Origin of the sequence: Rhodococcus sp. ACT016 (assembly GCF_050477185.1) — a bacterium.
Taxonomy (GTDB): Bacteria; Actinomycetota; Actinomycetes; order Mycobacteriales; family Mycobacteriaceae; genus Prescottella.
Genome location: NZ_JBEAET010000001.1, coordinates 5854381 through 5868135 on the forward strand (window position 1 = coordinate 5854381; position 13755 = coordinate 5868135).

The window sequence follows — 13755 nt, forward strand, 5'->3', positions numbered from 1 at the left end:
TTGCAAATAGTCCAGGATCTGGGTGTAGTATTGCTTCTACCTGGACGCGATCCAGGCGTGTTCAGCCCGACCCCCCGGGGCTGAACTCTGACGACCCCCGCCTCCTCCCCCCCTGGCGGGGGTCGTCCCCTTTTCTGCCCCATGTCTCGGGCCGATTCTTCGCAACGACCACTGTCGGCGACGACCCCCACTTACGCTCGTCTGCCAGGCGATTCGACGTCCGCCGCTCGCGATCCCCGCTCGTGCACGACTCTCGGTCGAATCAAAAAAATGCACGTCAGTACCAGAATTCATCCACAGGGTTCGATTCTGTGCACATTCCCTCGGTGACGGGTTTCGGGTGCGCCCCGCAGGACGCACGCTGTGCACATGGACATCGATCGCCTCGGGCCGGCCGCGCCCGGTCGTCCCCACGTGCTGGGGATGGTGACCGGACGGGCGCTCGCGCAGTGCCTGCGGTCGGTCGCCGCCGTCACTGATCAAACATTCGTTGAGGCCGCGGCGCCGGTCGGTCGGATCGACTGGAAGTCGGCGGATCTGGTCGTCGTGGATGCCGGGGCCGCGCTCGAGTGTGCGGCACGACTGCCGCGCAGAGACCGGGTGGTTCTGGTCAGCGACGGCGCGCCGACGCTCGCCGACTGGCAGGCGGCGACCGCGGTGGGAGCGGACCGGGTCCTCGGGATCCCGGACGACGAGGCGGTGCTCGTGTCCGTCTTCGCGGAGCGCGGCACCCGCACCGTGGCCGACGGCGCCGTCGTCGCGGTGATCGGCGGATCCGGCGGTGCGGGCGCGTCGAGCCTCGCGACCGCGGTGGCTCTCGAGTCGGGGCGGCCGGATGCGGGCGGTGGGCCTGCCCCGTGGACGCTGCTGGTGGACGCCGACCCGCTCGGCGGTGGGTTGGACCTGCTTCTCGGGATCGAGGGCGATCCGGGCCTGCGCTGGTCGGGTCTGGCGGTGGAGGACGGTCGGGTGTCGGCCGATGCTCTGCGTGCGGCGCTGCCGTCACGTGGGAACGCGGTCAGTGTGCTCGCGTGCGGACGTGGTCGCAGCTCCTCCGATGGGCCCACCCCGGCGGCGGCCGCCGCCGTCGTCGAGGCCGGTCGCGGGGCCGGCGGTCTGGTGGTCTGCGACGTACCGCGGCACCCGTCCGCGGTGGCCGACTGCATCCTCGACGCCGCGGACCTCGTCGCGGTGGTGGTACCCGCCACCGTCCGGGGAGGGCTGGCGGCGGAGCGGGTCCTGGCCCGAGTGGCCGAGCGAAATCCCCACCAGGGAATCGTGATTCGCGGTCCCGCGCCCGGGGGCCTGCGGGGAAGAGATTTGGCAGACAGACTGGGTGTGCCGCTGCTGGCGGCGATGCGACCGGAATCCCGGCTCGACGCGATGCTCGAGCGGGGCGGGCTCGATCTGGGCAGGCGGTCACCGCTGGTGGCCGGCGCCCGGGCCGTACTCGACGTTCTCGCGGCTCGGCCTCGGCGCGGACGGCGGGTCGCATGAGCGCGATCGCGTCTCCCGAACTCCTCGAGCGCGTGCGGGAGCGCCTGGCCCTCGCGGAGAGCGACCTCACGCCGGCGACGGTCGCGGCGGCAATCCGCGCCGAGTCGGGTGGTGTCCTGGGCGATACGGATCTGCTCGCCGCCCTACGGATCCTGCAGACCGAACTCACCGGCGCCGGTCCGCTCGAAGAACTGCTCGAGGTGCCCGGTGTCGCCGACGTTCTCGTCACCGCGCCGGACGAGGTGTGGATCGACCGCGGCGCGGGTCTCGAACGGACGTCGGTGTCATTCTCCGACGAGGCCGCGGTCCGGCGACTCGCGCAGCGGCTGGCGCTGTCGGCGGGGCGCCGACTGGACGACGCGCAACCGTGGGTGGACGGCCGACTCGAGCGAATCGACAACGGTGACTTCGGCGTTCGTCTGCACGCGGTTCTCGCCCCTGTGGCGCAGGGCGGGACGTGCGTGTCGCTGCGGGTGCTGCGGCCGGCGACGCAGGGACTCGACGAGCTCGCCGCCGGCGGGGCCGTGAGCCCGGATGCCCGCGGCTTGCTCGAAGAGATCGTGCGGGCGCGGCTGGCGTTCCTCGTCACCGGCGGCACCGGCGCCGGCAAGACCACCATGCTCGCGGCGATGCTCGGCCGGGTCGAACCGACCGAACGGATCGTGTGCGTCGAGGACGCCGCCGAGCTGGCGCCGTCTCATCCGCACGTCGTGCGTCTGGTGGCGCGCGCACCGAACGTCGAGGGGGTCGGCGAGGTGACCGTGCGTGACCTGGTTCGCCAGTCGTTGCGGATGCGCCCGGATCGCATCGTGGTCGGCGAGGTACGCGGGGCCGAGGTGGTGGACCTGCTCACCGCCCTCAACACCGGCCACGACGGCGGCGCGGGCACGGTCCACGCCAATTCGCCGGGTGAGGTCCCGGCCCGTCTCGAGGCGCTCGCCGCGCTGGGCGGGATGGATCGGCGGGCGCTGCACAGCCAGTTGGCGGCCGCGGTCCAGGCGGTCCTGCACGTGCGCCGGGACTCGTCGGGCGCCCGCGGACTCGTGGAAATCGGTGTGCTGGAGCGGGATCCGTCGGGTGATGTGCGCGTGACGGCCGCTTGGGCCAGAGAGTCCGGCGCCGGTCCCGCCGCCGGGGAGCTACGCCGGTTGCTCGACGCGAGGACCGTGCGATGACGGCGGTCCTGCTCTGCCTGTCCACCGCGATCCTGCTGGTACCCGCGCGCGGCGGGCGTAGCCGCCTGCGGGCGACGATGACCGCCCAGCCCGCGTCGAGCGGGCTGGGCGCGAGGCTGCAGGACCTGGTGCGACGGCGCGAGCTGTCCCCGTTCGATTTCGCGTTGCTCGCGTGCGTGCCACTCGTGGTGATCGGGATGGTCGGTCCGGCGGTCGCCGCGGCCATCGCGGCGCTCACGGCAGGCCGACGTCACCGCCGGCGGCGGACCTCGGCTTCTCGGGACCGAGAGCGGCGCGGAGTGTTGTCCGGACTCGACGTCGTGATCGGTGAACTCCGGGTGGGTGCACACCCGGCGGTCGCGTGTGAGACCGCCGCGTCCGAGTGCGACGGAGCCGCAGCCGAGGCGTTCCGATGCGCGGCCGCCCGGGCGCGCCTCGGTGGCTCGGCGGCGAGCGGTCTCGCGGCGAACGAGGGTGTCGTCGCCGACGACCTGCACCGAATCGCGCGTGCCTGGGCGGTGGCCGAGACACACGGCCTCGCCCTCGCCGAGCTACTGCAGGCCGCGCGTTCGGACCTGCTGGGCCGCAGCAGGTTCCGTACCCGAGCGGAAGCTGGTCTGGCCGGCGCGCGCGCAACCGCGGCCGTCTTGGCGGGCCTGCCGATCCTGGGCGTCGGCCTGGGGCAACTCATGGGTGCCGCGCCGATCCGGATCCTGTTCGGCGGTGGCCTCGGCTCGGTGCTGCTGGTCGTCGGCACCGTGCTGGTCGCGGCGGGACTGCTGTGGACCGACCGGATCGTCGACCGGGTGGTGGCGTGATGTGGGCATCGTTGGCGGCGGTGGCGGCTGCCGTTTTGGTGGCCCCGGACGGAACCGCGGTGCGGCGACGGCTGCGGGTTGCCGTACCCGTCGACGACGACCCGCCGGACGCCCCCGACGGATCCGCCGCCTCGGATCCGATGGCCGTCGCGGGAACCTTCGACCTGCTGGCCGCGTGCCTCGAAGCGGGGCTACCGGCCGCGGCCGCTGCCGCGGCGGTCGCGCCGTCCGCGCCGGAGCCGCTGTCGGAGTCGTTGCGCCGCACCGCAGATCTGCTGGTGCTCGGCGCCGACCCCGCGACGGCGTGGGATGTCGTGGCCGTCGAACCGGCGACCGAGGCGCTCGCGCGGATGGCCCGTCGATCGGCGCGCTCCGGGGCCGCGCTGTCCAGCGCGATCGGAGAACTGGCGGCGCAGCAGCGCGCCGACGCCGAGGACCGCGCGGTCGCGGCGGCCGAGCGGGCCGGCGTCCTCATCAGCGGCCCGCTGGGCCTGTGCTTCCTGCCCGCATTCGTCTGCCTGGGGATCGTCCCGGTGGTGATCGGGCTTGCCGGTCGGGTGCTCCAAGGAGGGCTCCTGTGACCGGGAGGGGGAACGTCGGCGCGGAACGGCCGCGCCGGAATTCAATGGAGGGGGAAAACGATGTGGTCGAAGAAGTTTCACGAGTTCCAGGCTCGGATCGTGCTCGCCGCGACCGACGACGACGGGATGTCGACCGCCGAGTACGCGATCGGGACCATCGCCGCCGCGGCGTTCGGGGCGTTGCTCTACACGGTCGTGACCGGGGATTCGATCGTCTCCGCGCTCACCGGGATCATCGACAAGGCGTTGAAGACGTCGGTGTGAGCGCGCGGGCCGGGCTCCACCGCGACGACGGTGCGGTCACGGTGGAGGCGGCGATTGCGATCGCGTCCATCGTGACCGTCGTGGTGCTGTGCGTCGGTGCGATCGCGGCGGTGTCCACGCAGGTGCGGTGCATCGACGCCGCACGCGAGGCGGCCCGGCTGGCGGCCCGCGGCGACCGCGATGCGGTCGTGGTCGCCGGCCGGGTCGCACCCGGCGGCGCGGACGTCACGCTGCGGGCGGACGGCGCGTTCGTCGTCGCGACGGTCCGCGCCGGTGTGCCGTTGCTGCCGATGGTCGAACTGTCCGCCGAGGCGGTCGCCGCCCGCGAACCCGAGTCGGGCGACGGATGACGCGGCTCGTTCGGGACGAGTCCGGTGGTGCGACGGTGCTCGCGTGTTTCGCGCTGATCGGGCTCGTCGCGGTGACGGCAGTCCTGGTTCAGGTGGGTGGGGCCGTCGCGGCCCGGCACCGGGCACAGGGCGCGGCCGATCTGGCCGCGTTGGCGGCCGCTCAGGCGCTCGTCGGAGGTGACGAATCGGCGTGCGCCGCAGCGGTGTCGGTTGCGCGGCGGATGCGGGCCGAGGTGAGCGAGTGCACCGTCGACGGGTGGGATGCCGTGGTGTCGACGGCGGTGGCCGGACCGGCGCTCGTTCCGGGGCCCGCGCGGGCGATCGCGCGGGCCGGGCCCGTCGAATGACCCCGTCAGGCGGACGGATCCGGGTCCACCGCGGCGAGCACCGCCGACAGGACCCGGATCGCTCCGTCCTTGTCCAAGGGGTGATTGCCGTTGCCGCACTTGGGGGAGTGCACACACGACGGGCATCCGGCGACACACTCGCACGAGTCGATCGCCGAGCGCGTCGCGCCGAGCCAGCGCGCCAATTCGGCGTGCCCGCGGTCGGCGAACCCGGCGCCGCCGGGGTGTCCGTCGTAGACGAACACCGTGGGGAGCCCGGTGTCCGGGTGCAGCGCGGTCGACACCCCGCCGATGTCGCCGCGGTCGCACGTCGCGACCAGCGGCAGCAGCCCGATCGCCGCGTGCTCGGCGGCGTGCAGCGCGCCGGGGACGCGGTCGGCCCCGATGCCGGCCTCCTCGAGCAGTTCCGGGGTGACCGTGTACATCACGGCCCGCGTGTGCAGGGTCTGGGCCGGCATGTCGAGTTCCACCGAGTCGAGGACCTCGCCCGACGCCAGCCGGCGCAGGTAGCCGACCACCTGGTGGGTCACCTCGACCTGCACCAGCGCGACGCCCACGTCGCCGTACGGCTTGTGCTCGGCGATCTCGCCGATCGCGATGTCGGTGATCTCCCGCGCGGAGGTGGTCCACTCCGGTTCCTCCGCGTGCACCAGCGCGATGCCGTCGTCGAGATCGAGATGGTCGACGACGAACGACTCGCCCTGGTGGATGTGAACGGCGCCCGGGTGCACCGTCGCGGGCGCGCGCCCCGCGTCGACGGTCCCCAGGAGCCGACCCGACTCGCCGTCGACGATCGCGACCTGGCCGCCGATGCCGCCACGGATGTCGAGGGCGGCGTGCGGATCGATGTCGGAGGTCACGAACCAGCCGTGCGCGCGCCGCCGGATCAGGCCTTGCTCCGCAAGGTCCGAGAGCACGTCCGTCGCCCCCAGATCGGCGACCTCGCGGTCGGACAGCGGCATCTCCAGCGCGGCGCACAACAATTGTGGACCCAGCACGTAGGGGTTGGTGGGGTCGGTGACGGTGGCCTCGATCGGGCGGTCGAGCAGCGCGGACGGGTGGTGCATGAGATACGTGTCGAGCGGGTCGTCCCGGGCGACCAGAACGACGAGCGAGCCCTCGCCCCGTCGTCCCGAGCGTCCCGCCTGCTGCCAGAACGATGCGACTGTTCCCGGGAAGCCGGCGACCACGACGGCGTCGAGTCCCGCGATGTCGACCCCGAGTTCGAGGGCGTTCGTCGTCGCGGCCCCGAGCAGCCGCCCGTCTGCGAGCGCCGCCTCGAGGTCGCGGCGGTCGCCGGCGAGATAGCCGGCGCGGTAGGCCGCGACCCGGTCGACCAGATCGGGATCGACCTCCGAGAGGATGCGGCGGGCGCCGATCGCGGTCAGTTCCGCGCCGCGGCGCGAGCGTACGAACGTCAGGGTCCGCGCACCCTCGACCAGCAGATCCGCCATGATCCGCGCGGCCTCCGATCCGGCGGCCCTGCGAACCGGTGCGCCGTTCTCCCCGGTCACCGACTCGAGCAGCGGCGGCTCCCAGAGCGCGATCGTGCGCGGGCCGTGCGGCGATCCGTCCTCGGTGACCTGTGCGCACGGCGCGCCGATCAGCCGGGACGCGGCGGCTCCGGGGTCGGCGGTCGTCGCGCTTGCCAGTACGAAAATCGGATCCGCTCCGTAGCGAGTGGCGAGCCGGCGCAGCCGGCGCAGCACCAGCGCCACATTCGATCCGAAAACCCCGCGATAGGAGTGGCACTCGTCGACCACGACGTATCGCAAGTGGCGCAGCAGGTGCGCCCACCGTTGGTGCGAGCGCAGGATCCCGATGTGCAGCATGTCGGGGTTGGTGAAGATCCACCGCGAGTTCGCGCGAGCCCATTGCCGGATCTCGGTCGGGGTGTCGCCGTCGAATCCGCACGGGTGGATCGACGCGAGTTCCGGCTGCGACTCGGTGAGGGCGATCGCGGACCGCAGCTGATCGGCGCCGAGCGCCTTGGTGGGGGACAGGTACAGCGCTGTGCCGCGGGACTCGCCCCCGAGGTCCGTCAAGATCGGGAGTTGGTACGCCAGTGACTTGCCCGACGCCGTCCCCGTCGCCACGACGACGTGTTCTCCCGCCGCGGCGATCGACGCCGCCTCGGCCTGGTGGCTCCATGGGCGGGGGATCCCGGCCTCCTCGAGAGCGCGCACCGCGGCCGGACCGGCCCACTCGGGCCACTCGGCGAACCGGGACATCCGGGGTGGAAGATCGGCGGCGAACATGAGGGGTCGTTCACCGGTCGGGGTGCCGGCCAGAACGCGCTCGAGAAGGGTACGTCCGAAGGAGTCGTCGCCGATTTCGCCCGGCTGTCGGGAGTGGGGCGAGGGATTCACGGGCGCCTCTTCCGGAATTGTCTCGATCAAGCATCCGAGGCGTGTCACATGCGTCGGACCTGCGGTTTTGATCCTATCCGTGGTGCCCGATGGTCAGTAGTCGGGGGTGTACTCGACCGTAACTGGAGTGGCACTGCGTGCAAGATCATCTATTTGCATTTTTTGTTCGTCTTTCGACTGTTGCAGTCGCGTCGGACGTGGTTGACTATGACCTGGTCGCAGCTTCTGTGTTCGTTTAAACGCCCGCAGGATCGATGTTGCGAGCGCGGTGCTTATGCGTTCCTGAGGGGGAATCGAGAAAGTACAGCGGTCGGAACCGGCCCGGTGGACCGGAAGTGCTGTCCATCGAATCCGGTGTAAGAAAGAGAAGGAAAAGCATGGCACAGGGCACTGTGAAGTGGTTCAACGCGGAAAAGGGCTTCGGCTTCATCGCTCCCGAGGACGGCTCCGCTGACGTCTTCGTCCACTACTCGGAGATCCAGGGCAGCGGCTTCCGCACCCTGGAGGAGAACCAGCGCGTTGAGTTCGAGGTCGGCCAGGGCACCAAGGGCCCGCAGGCCACCGGCGTTCGCGCTATCTGATCTGTTCACCAACTGAACAAACTCAAGGCCGGTCCATCGACCGTTGCCTGACTCGTCCCCTGCTTCCGGCAACGGTGGTGGGGGACGAGTTCGTTGTGGCCCCTGTCGGACGACCAGTATCGATCCGTCCGCGCCGCGGATACGCGATCGCACCGAATGACGCCCGGTAGTGGCCTACTGTCCAACTGTGGCTCAGCTTTCCTTCTTTTCTGCCGAATCGGTGCCGCCCGCGGTGACCGACCTCGGTGGGCTGTTGGCGGCGCAGGGACAGGTGGTCACCTCCAAAGAGGGGACACGCATCTCGGTCGTGGTCGACAGTCGGTGGCGGGCGGAGGCCATCGCCGAGTTGATGCGCGAGGCCGACCTGGAGGCGGAGGTCGGCAGGTCCGAGGAGGGGAACCCGCTCGTCCGGACCGCGGCCGTCCCACAGTTGACGGATCTCGCGGCGCGGTGGACGCGCGGCGCGGTCAAGGCGGTCCCCGAAGGCTGGATCCCGGGCGCGCGCGAACAGCGTGCATGGGTACTCGCGTCCGGTCGGGTCGAGGCGGATGGCCAGCGGTACGTTCTCGGGCTCGATCCGCACGCTCCGGACACCCATGTGGTGCTCGCACAGTCACTCATGCGGGCCGGCGTGGCTCCCACGATCGTCGGCATTCGAGGGTCGTCTCCGGGATTGCGGATTTCGGGTCGCCGACGCCTCATGCACCTTGCGGAGAACATCGGTCGACCACCGGACGATCCGGACGCGCGGCGCAACTGGCCGCACAATTGAGCGAATGAGGAGGGACGGTTATGCGCACCCGCCGTCCTGGTGTGACACCCTGTAACTGACCGGACCCGGTATAACGGGGGCGGAGACGAGATTCGCATCAGGTGCGCAGCAGCACTGATCGAGCAGGAAAGGTGCGGACAGACTGGTGGCATCACGGGATAAGAGCACGGCGGACGGAGCATCTGCCACGCGCCGCCTCGTCATTGTCGAGTCACCGACGAAGGCCAAGAAGATCGCGCCCTACCTCGGCAAGAACTATGTCGTGGAGGCATCGGTCGGCCACATCCGTGACCTGCCGCGCGGCGCCGCCGACGTCCCTGCCAAGTACAAGGGTGAGCCGTGGGCCCGCCTCGGTGTGAACGTCGACCACGACTTCGAGCCGCTGTACGTCGTCAGCCCCGAGAAGAAGTCCAAGGTCACCGAGCTCAAGAGCCTGCTCAAGGACGCCGACGAGCTCTACCTCGCCACCGACCCCGACCGCGAGGGCGAGGCCATCGCGTGGCACCTGCTCGAGACGCTCAAGCCGAAGATCCCGGTTCGCCGGATGGTCTTCCACGAGATCACCGAGCCCGCGATCCGCGCCGCCGCCGAGGACACCCGCGACCTCGACAACGACCTGGTCGACGCGCAGGAGACCCGCCGCATCCTCGACCGCCTCTACGGCTACGAGGTCAGTCCGGTGCTGTGGAAGAAGGTCATGCCGAAGCTGTCGGCGGGCCGCGTGCAGTCGGTCGCGACGCGCGTGATCGTCCAGCGCGAGCGCGAGCGGATGGCGTTCCGCTCGGCGGAGTACTGGGACATCTCGGCCACGCTCGACGCCGGCGCCGACGCCAGCCCTCGCGCCTTCGGTGCGCGCCTGGTCTCGGTCGACGGTTCCCGCGTCGCGGCCGGACGTGACTTCGGGCCCGACGGCAAGCTCAAGTCCACCGGCGTCACGGTGATCGACGAGGCGTACGCCCGTCGGCTCGCCGAGGCCCTCGAGGGTGTCGACCTGGTCGTCTCCTCGGCCGAGGACAAGCCGTACACGCGGAAGCCGTACGCGCCGTTCATGACGTCGACGCTGCAGCAGGAGGCCGCGCGCAAGCTGCGCTTCTCGTCGGAGCGGACCATGCGCGTCGCGCAGCGTCTGTACGAGAACGGCTACATCACCTACATGCGAACCGACTCGACGACGCTGTCGCAGTCGGCCATCGCCGCTGCCCGTGCGCAGGCGACGGAACTGTACGGCGCCGAGTACGTCCACGCCACCCCGCGCCAGTACACCCGCAAGGTCAAGAACGCGCAGGAGGCACATGAGGCGATCCGTCCCGCCGGCGACGTCTTCCAGACGCCGGGCCAGCTGCATTCGCGCCTCGAGAACGACGAGTACCGCCTGTACGAGCTGATCTGGCAGCGCACCGTCGCCTCCCAGATGGCCGACGCCCGCGGAACCACCCTGACGCTGCGGATCACCGGCACCGCCGGAACCGGCGAGGAGTGCACGTTCTCCGCATCCGGCCGCACCATCACGTTCCCCGGCTTCCTCAAGGCGTACGTCGAGAGCGTCGACGAGGAGGCCGGCGGTCAGTCCGACGACGCCGAGTCGCGCCTCCCGGTGCTGACGCAGGGCCAGGCGGTGACCGCGACCAAGCTCGATCCGGACGGCCACGCGACCAACCCGCCGGCCCGCTACACCGAGGCCAGCCTCATCAAGGCCCTCGAAGAGCTCGGCATCGGCCGACCGTCGACGTACTCGTCGATCATCAAGACCATCCTCGACCGCGGTTACGTCTACAAGCGCGGTAGCGCGCTGGTCCCGTCGTGGGTTGCGTTCGCCGTCATCGGCCTGCTCGAGTCACACTTCGGCCGGCTGGTCGACTTCGACTTCACCGCCGCGATGGAGGATGACCTCGACGAGATCGCCGGCGGTCGCGAGCAGCGCGGCAACTGGCTGTCGGGCTTCTACTTCGGCGACGCGCAGGCGACCGACGACTCGATCGCGGCGGCCGGTGGCCTGAAGAAGATGGTCGGCGAGAACCTCGAGGGCATCGATGCCCGCGAGATCAACTCGATCCGCCTGTTCGACGACTCCGAGGGCCGCGAGGTTCGCGTCCGGGTCGGCCGCTTCGGCCCCTACCTGGAGCGGATGGTTGCAGATCCCTCGGAAGGGGCCGCTCCGGACGCGCTCGTTTCCCAGCGCGCGAACCTGCCCGACGACCTGCCGCCGGACGAGCTCACGCCCGAATACGCGGAGAAGCTGTTCGCTACGCCGCAGGAGGGTCGCAAGCTGGGCGTCGACCCGCTGACCGGTCACGAGATCGTCGCGAAGGAAGGCCGCTTCGGCCCGTACGTCACCGAGATCCTGGCCGAGCCGGTACCCGCGCCCGAGCCGGACATCGTGCCGGTTGAGGCGGATGCCGACGGCACCGTCAAGACGAAGGCCGCCAAGAAGGCTCCCGCGAAGAAGGCCGCGAAGAAGGCTGCCGGCCCCAAGCCGCGCACCAGTTCACTGCTGAAGTCGATGGATCTGGCGACCGTCACCCTCGATGACGCGCTCAAGTTGTTGTCGCTGCCGCGCGTCGTCGGCATCGACCCGGAGTCGAAGGAAGAGATCACCGCGCAGAACGGCCGGTACGGGCCGTACCTGAAGAAGGGCACCGATTCTCGTTCGCTGGAGAACGAGGAGCAGATGTTCACGGTGACGCTCGAGGACGCCCTCAAGATCTACGCCGAGCCCAAGCGACGCGGACGTCAGGCGTCGGCGGCGGCCCCGCTTCGCGAGCTCGGCAACGACTCGGCGACCGGTAAGCCGATGGTGATCAAGGACGGACGCTTCGGTCCGTACGTCACCGACGGCGAGACCAACGCGAGTCTGCGCAAGGGCGACGAGGTCGAGACCATCACCGACGAGCGCGCCTCCGAGTTGTTGGCCGACCGTCGTGCCCGCGGACCGGTGAAGAAGAAGGCCGCGGCCAAGAAGGCACCGGCCAAGAAGGCGGCGGCGAAGAAGACGGCTGCCAAGAAGGCACCGGCCAAGAAGGCCGCCGCTAAGAAGACGACGGCCGAGAAGCCGTGACGTCGGTTGTCGGCGGGGCCGTCGGCGCGGCTCGGTAGGGTCGGCTCGTGGCGGGTGTATTCGATCGGCTGGTCGGTCAGGAGCATGTCGAGGCCGAGCTGACGGCTGCTGCCACTGCCGCCCGCGGCGGTGACGCCGGATCCCGGATGACGCACTCGTGGCTGTTCACCGGGCCGCCCGGATCCGGGCGTTCCGTTGCCGCGGTGTGCTTCGCCGCGGCACTGCAGTGCACGTCCGACGGCGATCCCGGCTGCGGCGAGTGTCAGGCCTGTACGACCACGATGGCCGGCACCCACGGCGACGTCCGCCGCATCGTGCCCGAAGGACTGAGCATCAGCGTCAGCGAGATGCGTGCCATCGTGCAGACGGCGTCCCGGCGTCCCAGCACGGGCCGCTGGCAGATCGTGGTCGTCGAGGACGCCGACCGTCTCACCGAGGGCGCGGCCAACGCGCTGCTCAAGGTTGTCGAGGAGCCGCCGGACCGCACGGTCTTCCTGCTGTGTGCACCGTCGGTCGATCCGCAGGACATCTCCGTGACGCTGCGCTCGCGGTGCCGGCACATCCCGTTGGTGACGCCGTCGGTCGACGCCATCGCCCAGGTACTGCGTGAACGCGACCATCTGGATGCCGATACCGCGCAGTGGGCGGCATCGGTCTGCGGTGGACACGTCGGACGGGCCCGCCGGTTGGCGAGTGACGAGGACGCCCGGGCCCGGCGCAAGCGCGCGCTGTCGCTCGCGAACGCGGCGATGCGCCCGGGCACCGCCTACGCAGCAGCGGAGGAACTGGTCCAGGCCGCCGATCTCGAGGCCAAGGAGCTCACGGCGGAGCGGGACGAGCGCGAGACAGAGGAATTGCGGACCGCGCTCGGAGCAGGCGGCACCGGAAAGGGAGCGGCGGGAGCACTGCGCGGCTCGGCCGGCGTCCTCAAGGATCTCGAACGTCGCCAGAAGTCCCGTGCCACCCGCACGGGTCGGGATGCACTGGACAGGGCGCTGATGGATCTTGCCGGTCTGTACCGGGATGCACTGGCCTATTCGTTCGGATCCACGGCGACGTCGAACCACCCGGACATGGCGGAGCGGGCCGCCGACCTCGCGACCGGCACGTCGCGCGAGGGCCTGTTGCGCTGTATCGAGGCGATCCTCGACTGCCGCGAGGCGCTGGATATGAACGTCAAGCCCAAGTTCGCGGTCGACGCCCTCGTCGCTCGTCTGGGTGCCGAGTACAGGTAGTCCGGGCTCGACCGGTGCCCGATTTGCATTAGGGGCGGGGGTTCGGGCTAGACTCGCGTGCGCCGAAAGGCACGCTGCCTTAGCTCAGTCGGTAGAGCATTTCACTCGTAATGAAAAGGTCGCGAGTTCGATTCTCGCAGGCAGCTCTGGGAGACCCCAGGTGGACACAGTCCACCTGGGGTCTTTCTCGTTTCGGGGCGAGCGACGTCCGTGGTGCTCCGGGACAATGGGTAGGGAGAGCGGTTCCGGCGGTAGGAGGTGGTCGCCGTGTGGATGCAGATCTTCTGGTTGATCCTCGCGGTCGGCGCATTGGTGACGCTGATCCCGGTGGCGAGGCAGGTGTTCAAGCGCTCCGGTGACGACTGAGTTCCCCGAACCCTCGACAAGGTCGGTTCGAAGCGGCCATGCTCTGAAGGTGAGCGATTCACTCAAGTCCCGCGTGAGGGAGAAGCTCCTGCGGCAGCTCGCCGAGAACGGCGGGCACCCGGTCGAGGAGTTCGAGGGGGACGATCCGCGCCTCGTCGCGATCGACAGTGATCTCGCGGCCCTCGATGAGGTCACCGATGACGACCCCTTGGTCGAGGAGTTGGCCGCCAAGTACTGGGTTCCTTAGACGTTGCGCGCCGGCTGGGCACCGGCTGACGTCCGTTTGTGTGGTGTTTTCGCGCCGTTCAGCGCCTTGACCTGGCGATTTGGTGTTCTGCGAATGCT

13 protein-coding genes and 1 tRNA gene are annotated in these 13755 nt (G+C 70.3%); 13 read left to right on the top strand and 1 reads right to left on the bottom strand.

Going from position 1 to position 13755, the window contains the following annotated elements; translation table 11 throughout:
- Positions 1–369: 369 nt before the first annotated feature.
- From ssd to ACQ5DX_RS26835, 7 genes are read left to right on the top strand one after another with little or no spacing between them, the layout of a single operon-like run.
- Positions 370–1497, top strand: coding sequence for a septum site-determining protein Ssd (gene ssd, locus ACQ5DX_RS26805; protein ID WP_430335488.1), 1128 nt, complete (start codon positions 370–372; stop codon positions 1495–1497).
- The gene (locus tag ACQ5DX_RS26810; RefSeq protein ID WP_430335489.1) at positions 1494–2672 is read left to right on the top strand and encodes a TadA family conjugal transfer-associated ATPase; all 1179 of its coding nucleotides are present in this window, start codon (positions 1494–1496) and stop codon (positions 2670–2672) included. The genes ssd and ACQ5DX_RS26810 overlap by 4 nt, the downstream gene beginning before the upstream one ends.
- A complete protein-coding gene (locus tag ACQ5DX_RS26815) occupies positions 2669–3490 on the top strand; it encodes a type II secretion system F family protein (RefSeq protein WP_430335490.1) in 822 nt (273 codons plus the stop codon). The genes ACQ5DX_RS26810 and ACQ5DX_RS26815 overlap by 4 nt, the downstream gene beginning before the upstream one ends.
- Positions 3490–4071, top strand: a complete 582-nt coding sequence (locus ACQ5DX_RS26820; protein WP_430335491.1) for a type II secretion system F family protein — start codon at positions 3490–3492, stop codon at positions 4069–4071. The genes ACQ5DX_RS26815 and ACQ5DX_RS26820 overlap by 1 nt, the downstream gene beginning before the upstream one ends.
- A 60-nt stretch (positions 4072–4131) precedes the next feature.
- On the top strand, positions 4132–4335 hold the full coding sequence (locus tag ACQ5DX_RS26825) for a DUF4244 domain-containing protein (RefSeq protein WP_430335492.1): 204 nt from the start codon (positions 4132–4134) through the stop codon (positions 4333–4335).
- Positions 4332–4685, top strand: coding sequence for a TadE family type IV pilus minor pilin (locus ACQ5DX_RS26830; RefSeq protein ID WP_430335493.1), 354 nt, complete (start codon positions 4332–4334; stop codon positions 4683–4685). Before ACQ5DX_RS26825 ends, ACQ5DX_RS26830 begins: the two co-directional genes overlap by 4 nt.
- Positions 4682–5032 (top strand): Rv3654c family TadE-like protein, encoded by a 351-nt coding sequence (locus ACQ5DX_RS26835; RefSeq protein ID WP_430335494.1) that lies wholly within the window; start codon positions 4682–4684, stop codon positions 5030–5032. Before ACQ5DX_RS26830 ends, ACQ5DX_RS26835 begins: the two co-directional genes overlap by 4 nt.
- A 5-nt stretch (positions 5033–5037) precedes the next feature.
- Here ACQ5DX_RS26835 and ACQ5DX_RS26840 read toward each other — a convergent pair whose 3' ends face one another.
- Positions 5038–7401: a DEAD/DEAH box helicase gene (locus tag ACQ5DX_RS26840; RefSeq protein WP_430335495.1), complete on the bottom strand. Its 2364-nt coding sequence runs from the start codon at positions 7399–7401 to the stop codon at positions 5038–5040.
- Positions 7402–7778: 377 nt separating this feature from the next.
- Here ACQ5DX_RS26840 and ACQ5DX_RS26845 point away from each other — a divergent pair, with 377 nt between their 5' ends.
- The 6 genes from ACQ5DX_RS26845 (at position 7779) to ACQ5DX_RS26870 (ending at position 13657) form a co-directional block, all read left to right on the top strand.
- Positions 7779–7982 carry a cold-shock protein gene (locus tag ACQ5DX_RS26845; RefSeq protein WP_005515803.1) on the top strand — a complete coding sequence of 68 codons (204 nt, stop codon included), beginning with the start codon at positions 7779–7781 and terminating at the stop codon, positions 7980–7982.
- Between the two features lie 187 nt (positions 7983–8169).
- Complete coding sequence (locus ACQ5DX_RS26850; protein ID WP_430335496.1) at positions 8170–8754, top strand: hypothetical protein; 585 nt, start codon at positions 8170–8172, stop codon at positions 8752–8754.
- Between the two features lie 145 nt (positions 8755–8899).
- Positions 8900–11809, top strand: coding sequence for a type I DNA topoisomerase (gene topA, locus ACQ5DX_RS26855; protein WP_430335497.1), 2910 nt, complete (start codon positions 8900–8902; stop codon positions 11807–11809).
- A gap of 47 nt (positions 11810–11856) precedes the next feature.
- The gene (locus ACQ5DX_RS26860; protein WP_430335498.1) at positions 11857–13044 is read left to right on the top strand and encodes a DNA polymerase III subunit delta'; all 1188 of its coding nucleotides are present in this window, start codon (positions 11857–11859) and stop codon (positions 13042–13044) included.
- A gap of 73 nt (positions 13045–13117) precedes the next feature.
- A tRNA-Thr gene (locus tag ACQ5DX_RS26865) sits at positions 13118–13190 on the top strand.
- Between the two features lie 269 nt (positions 13191–13459).
- Positions 13460–13657, top strand: a complete 198-nt coding sequence (locus ACQ5DX_RS26870) for a hypothetical protein (RefSeq protein ID WP_430335499.1) — start codon at positions 13460–13462, stop codon at positions 13655–13657.
- Positions 13658–13755 lie beyond the last annotated feature (98 nt).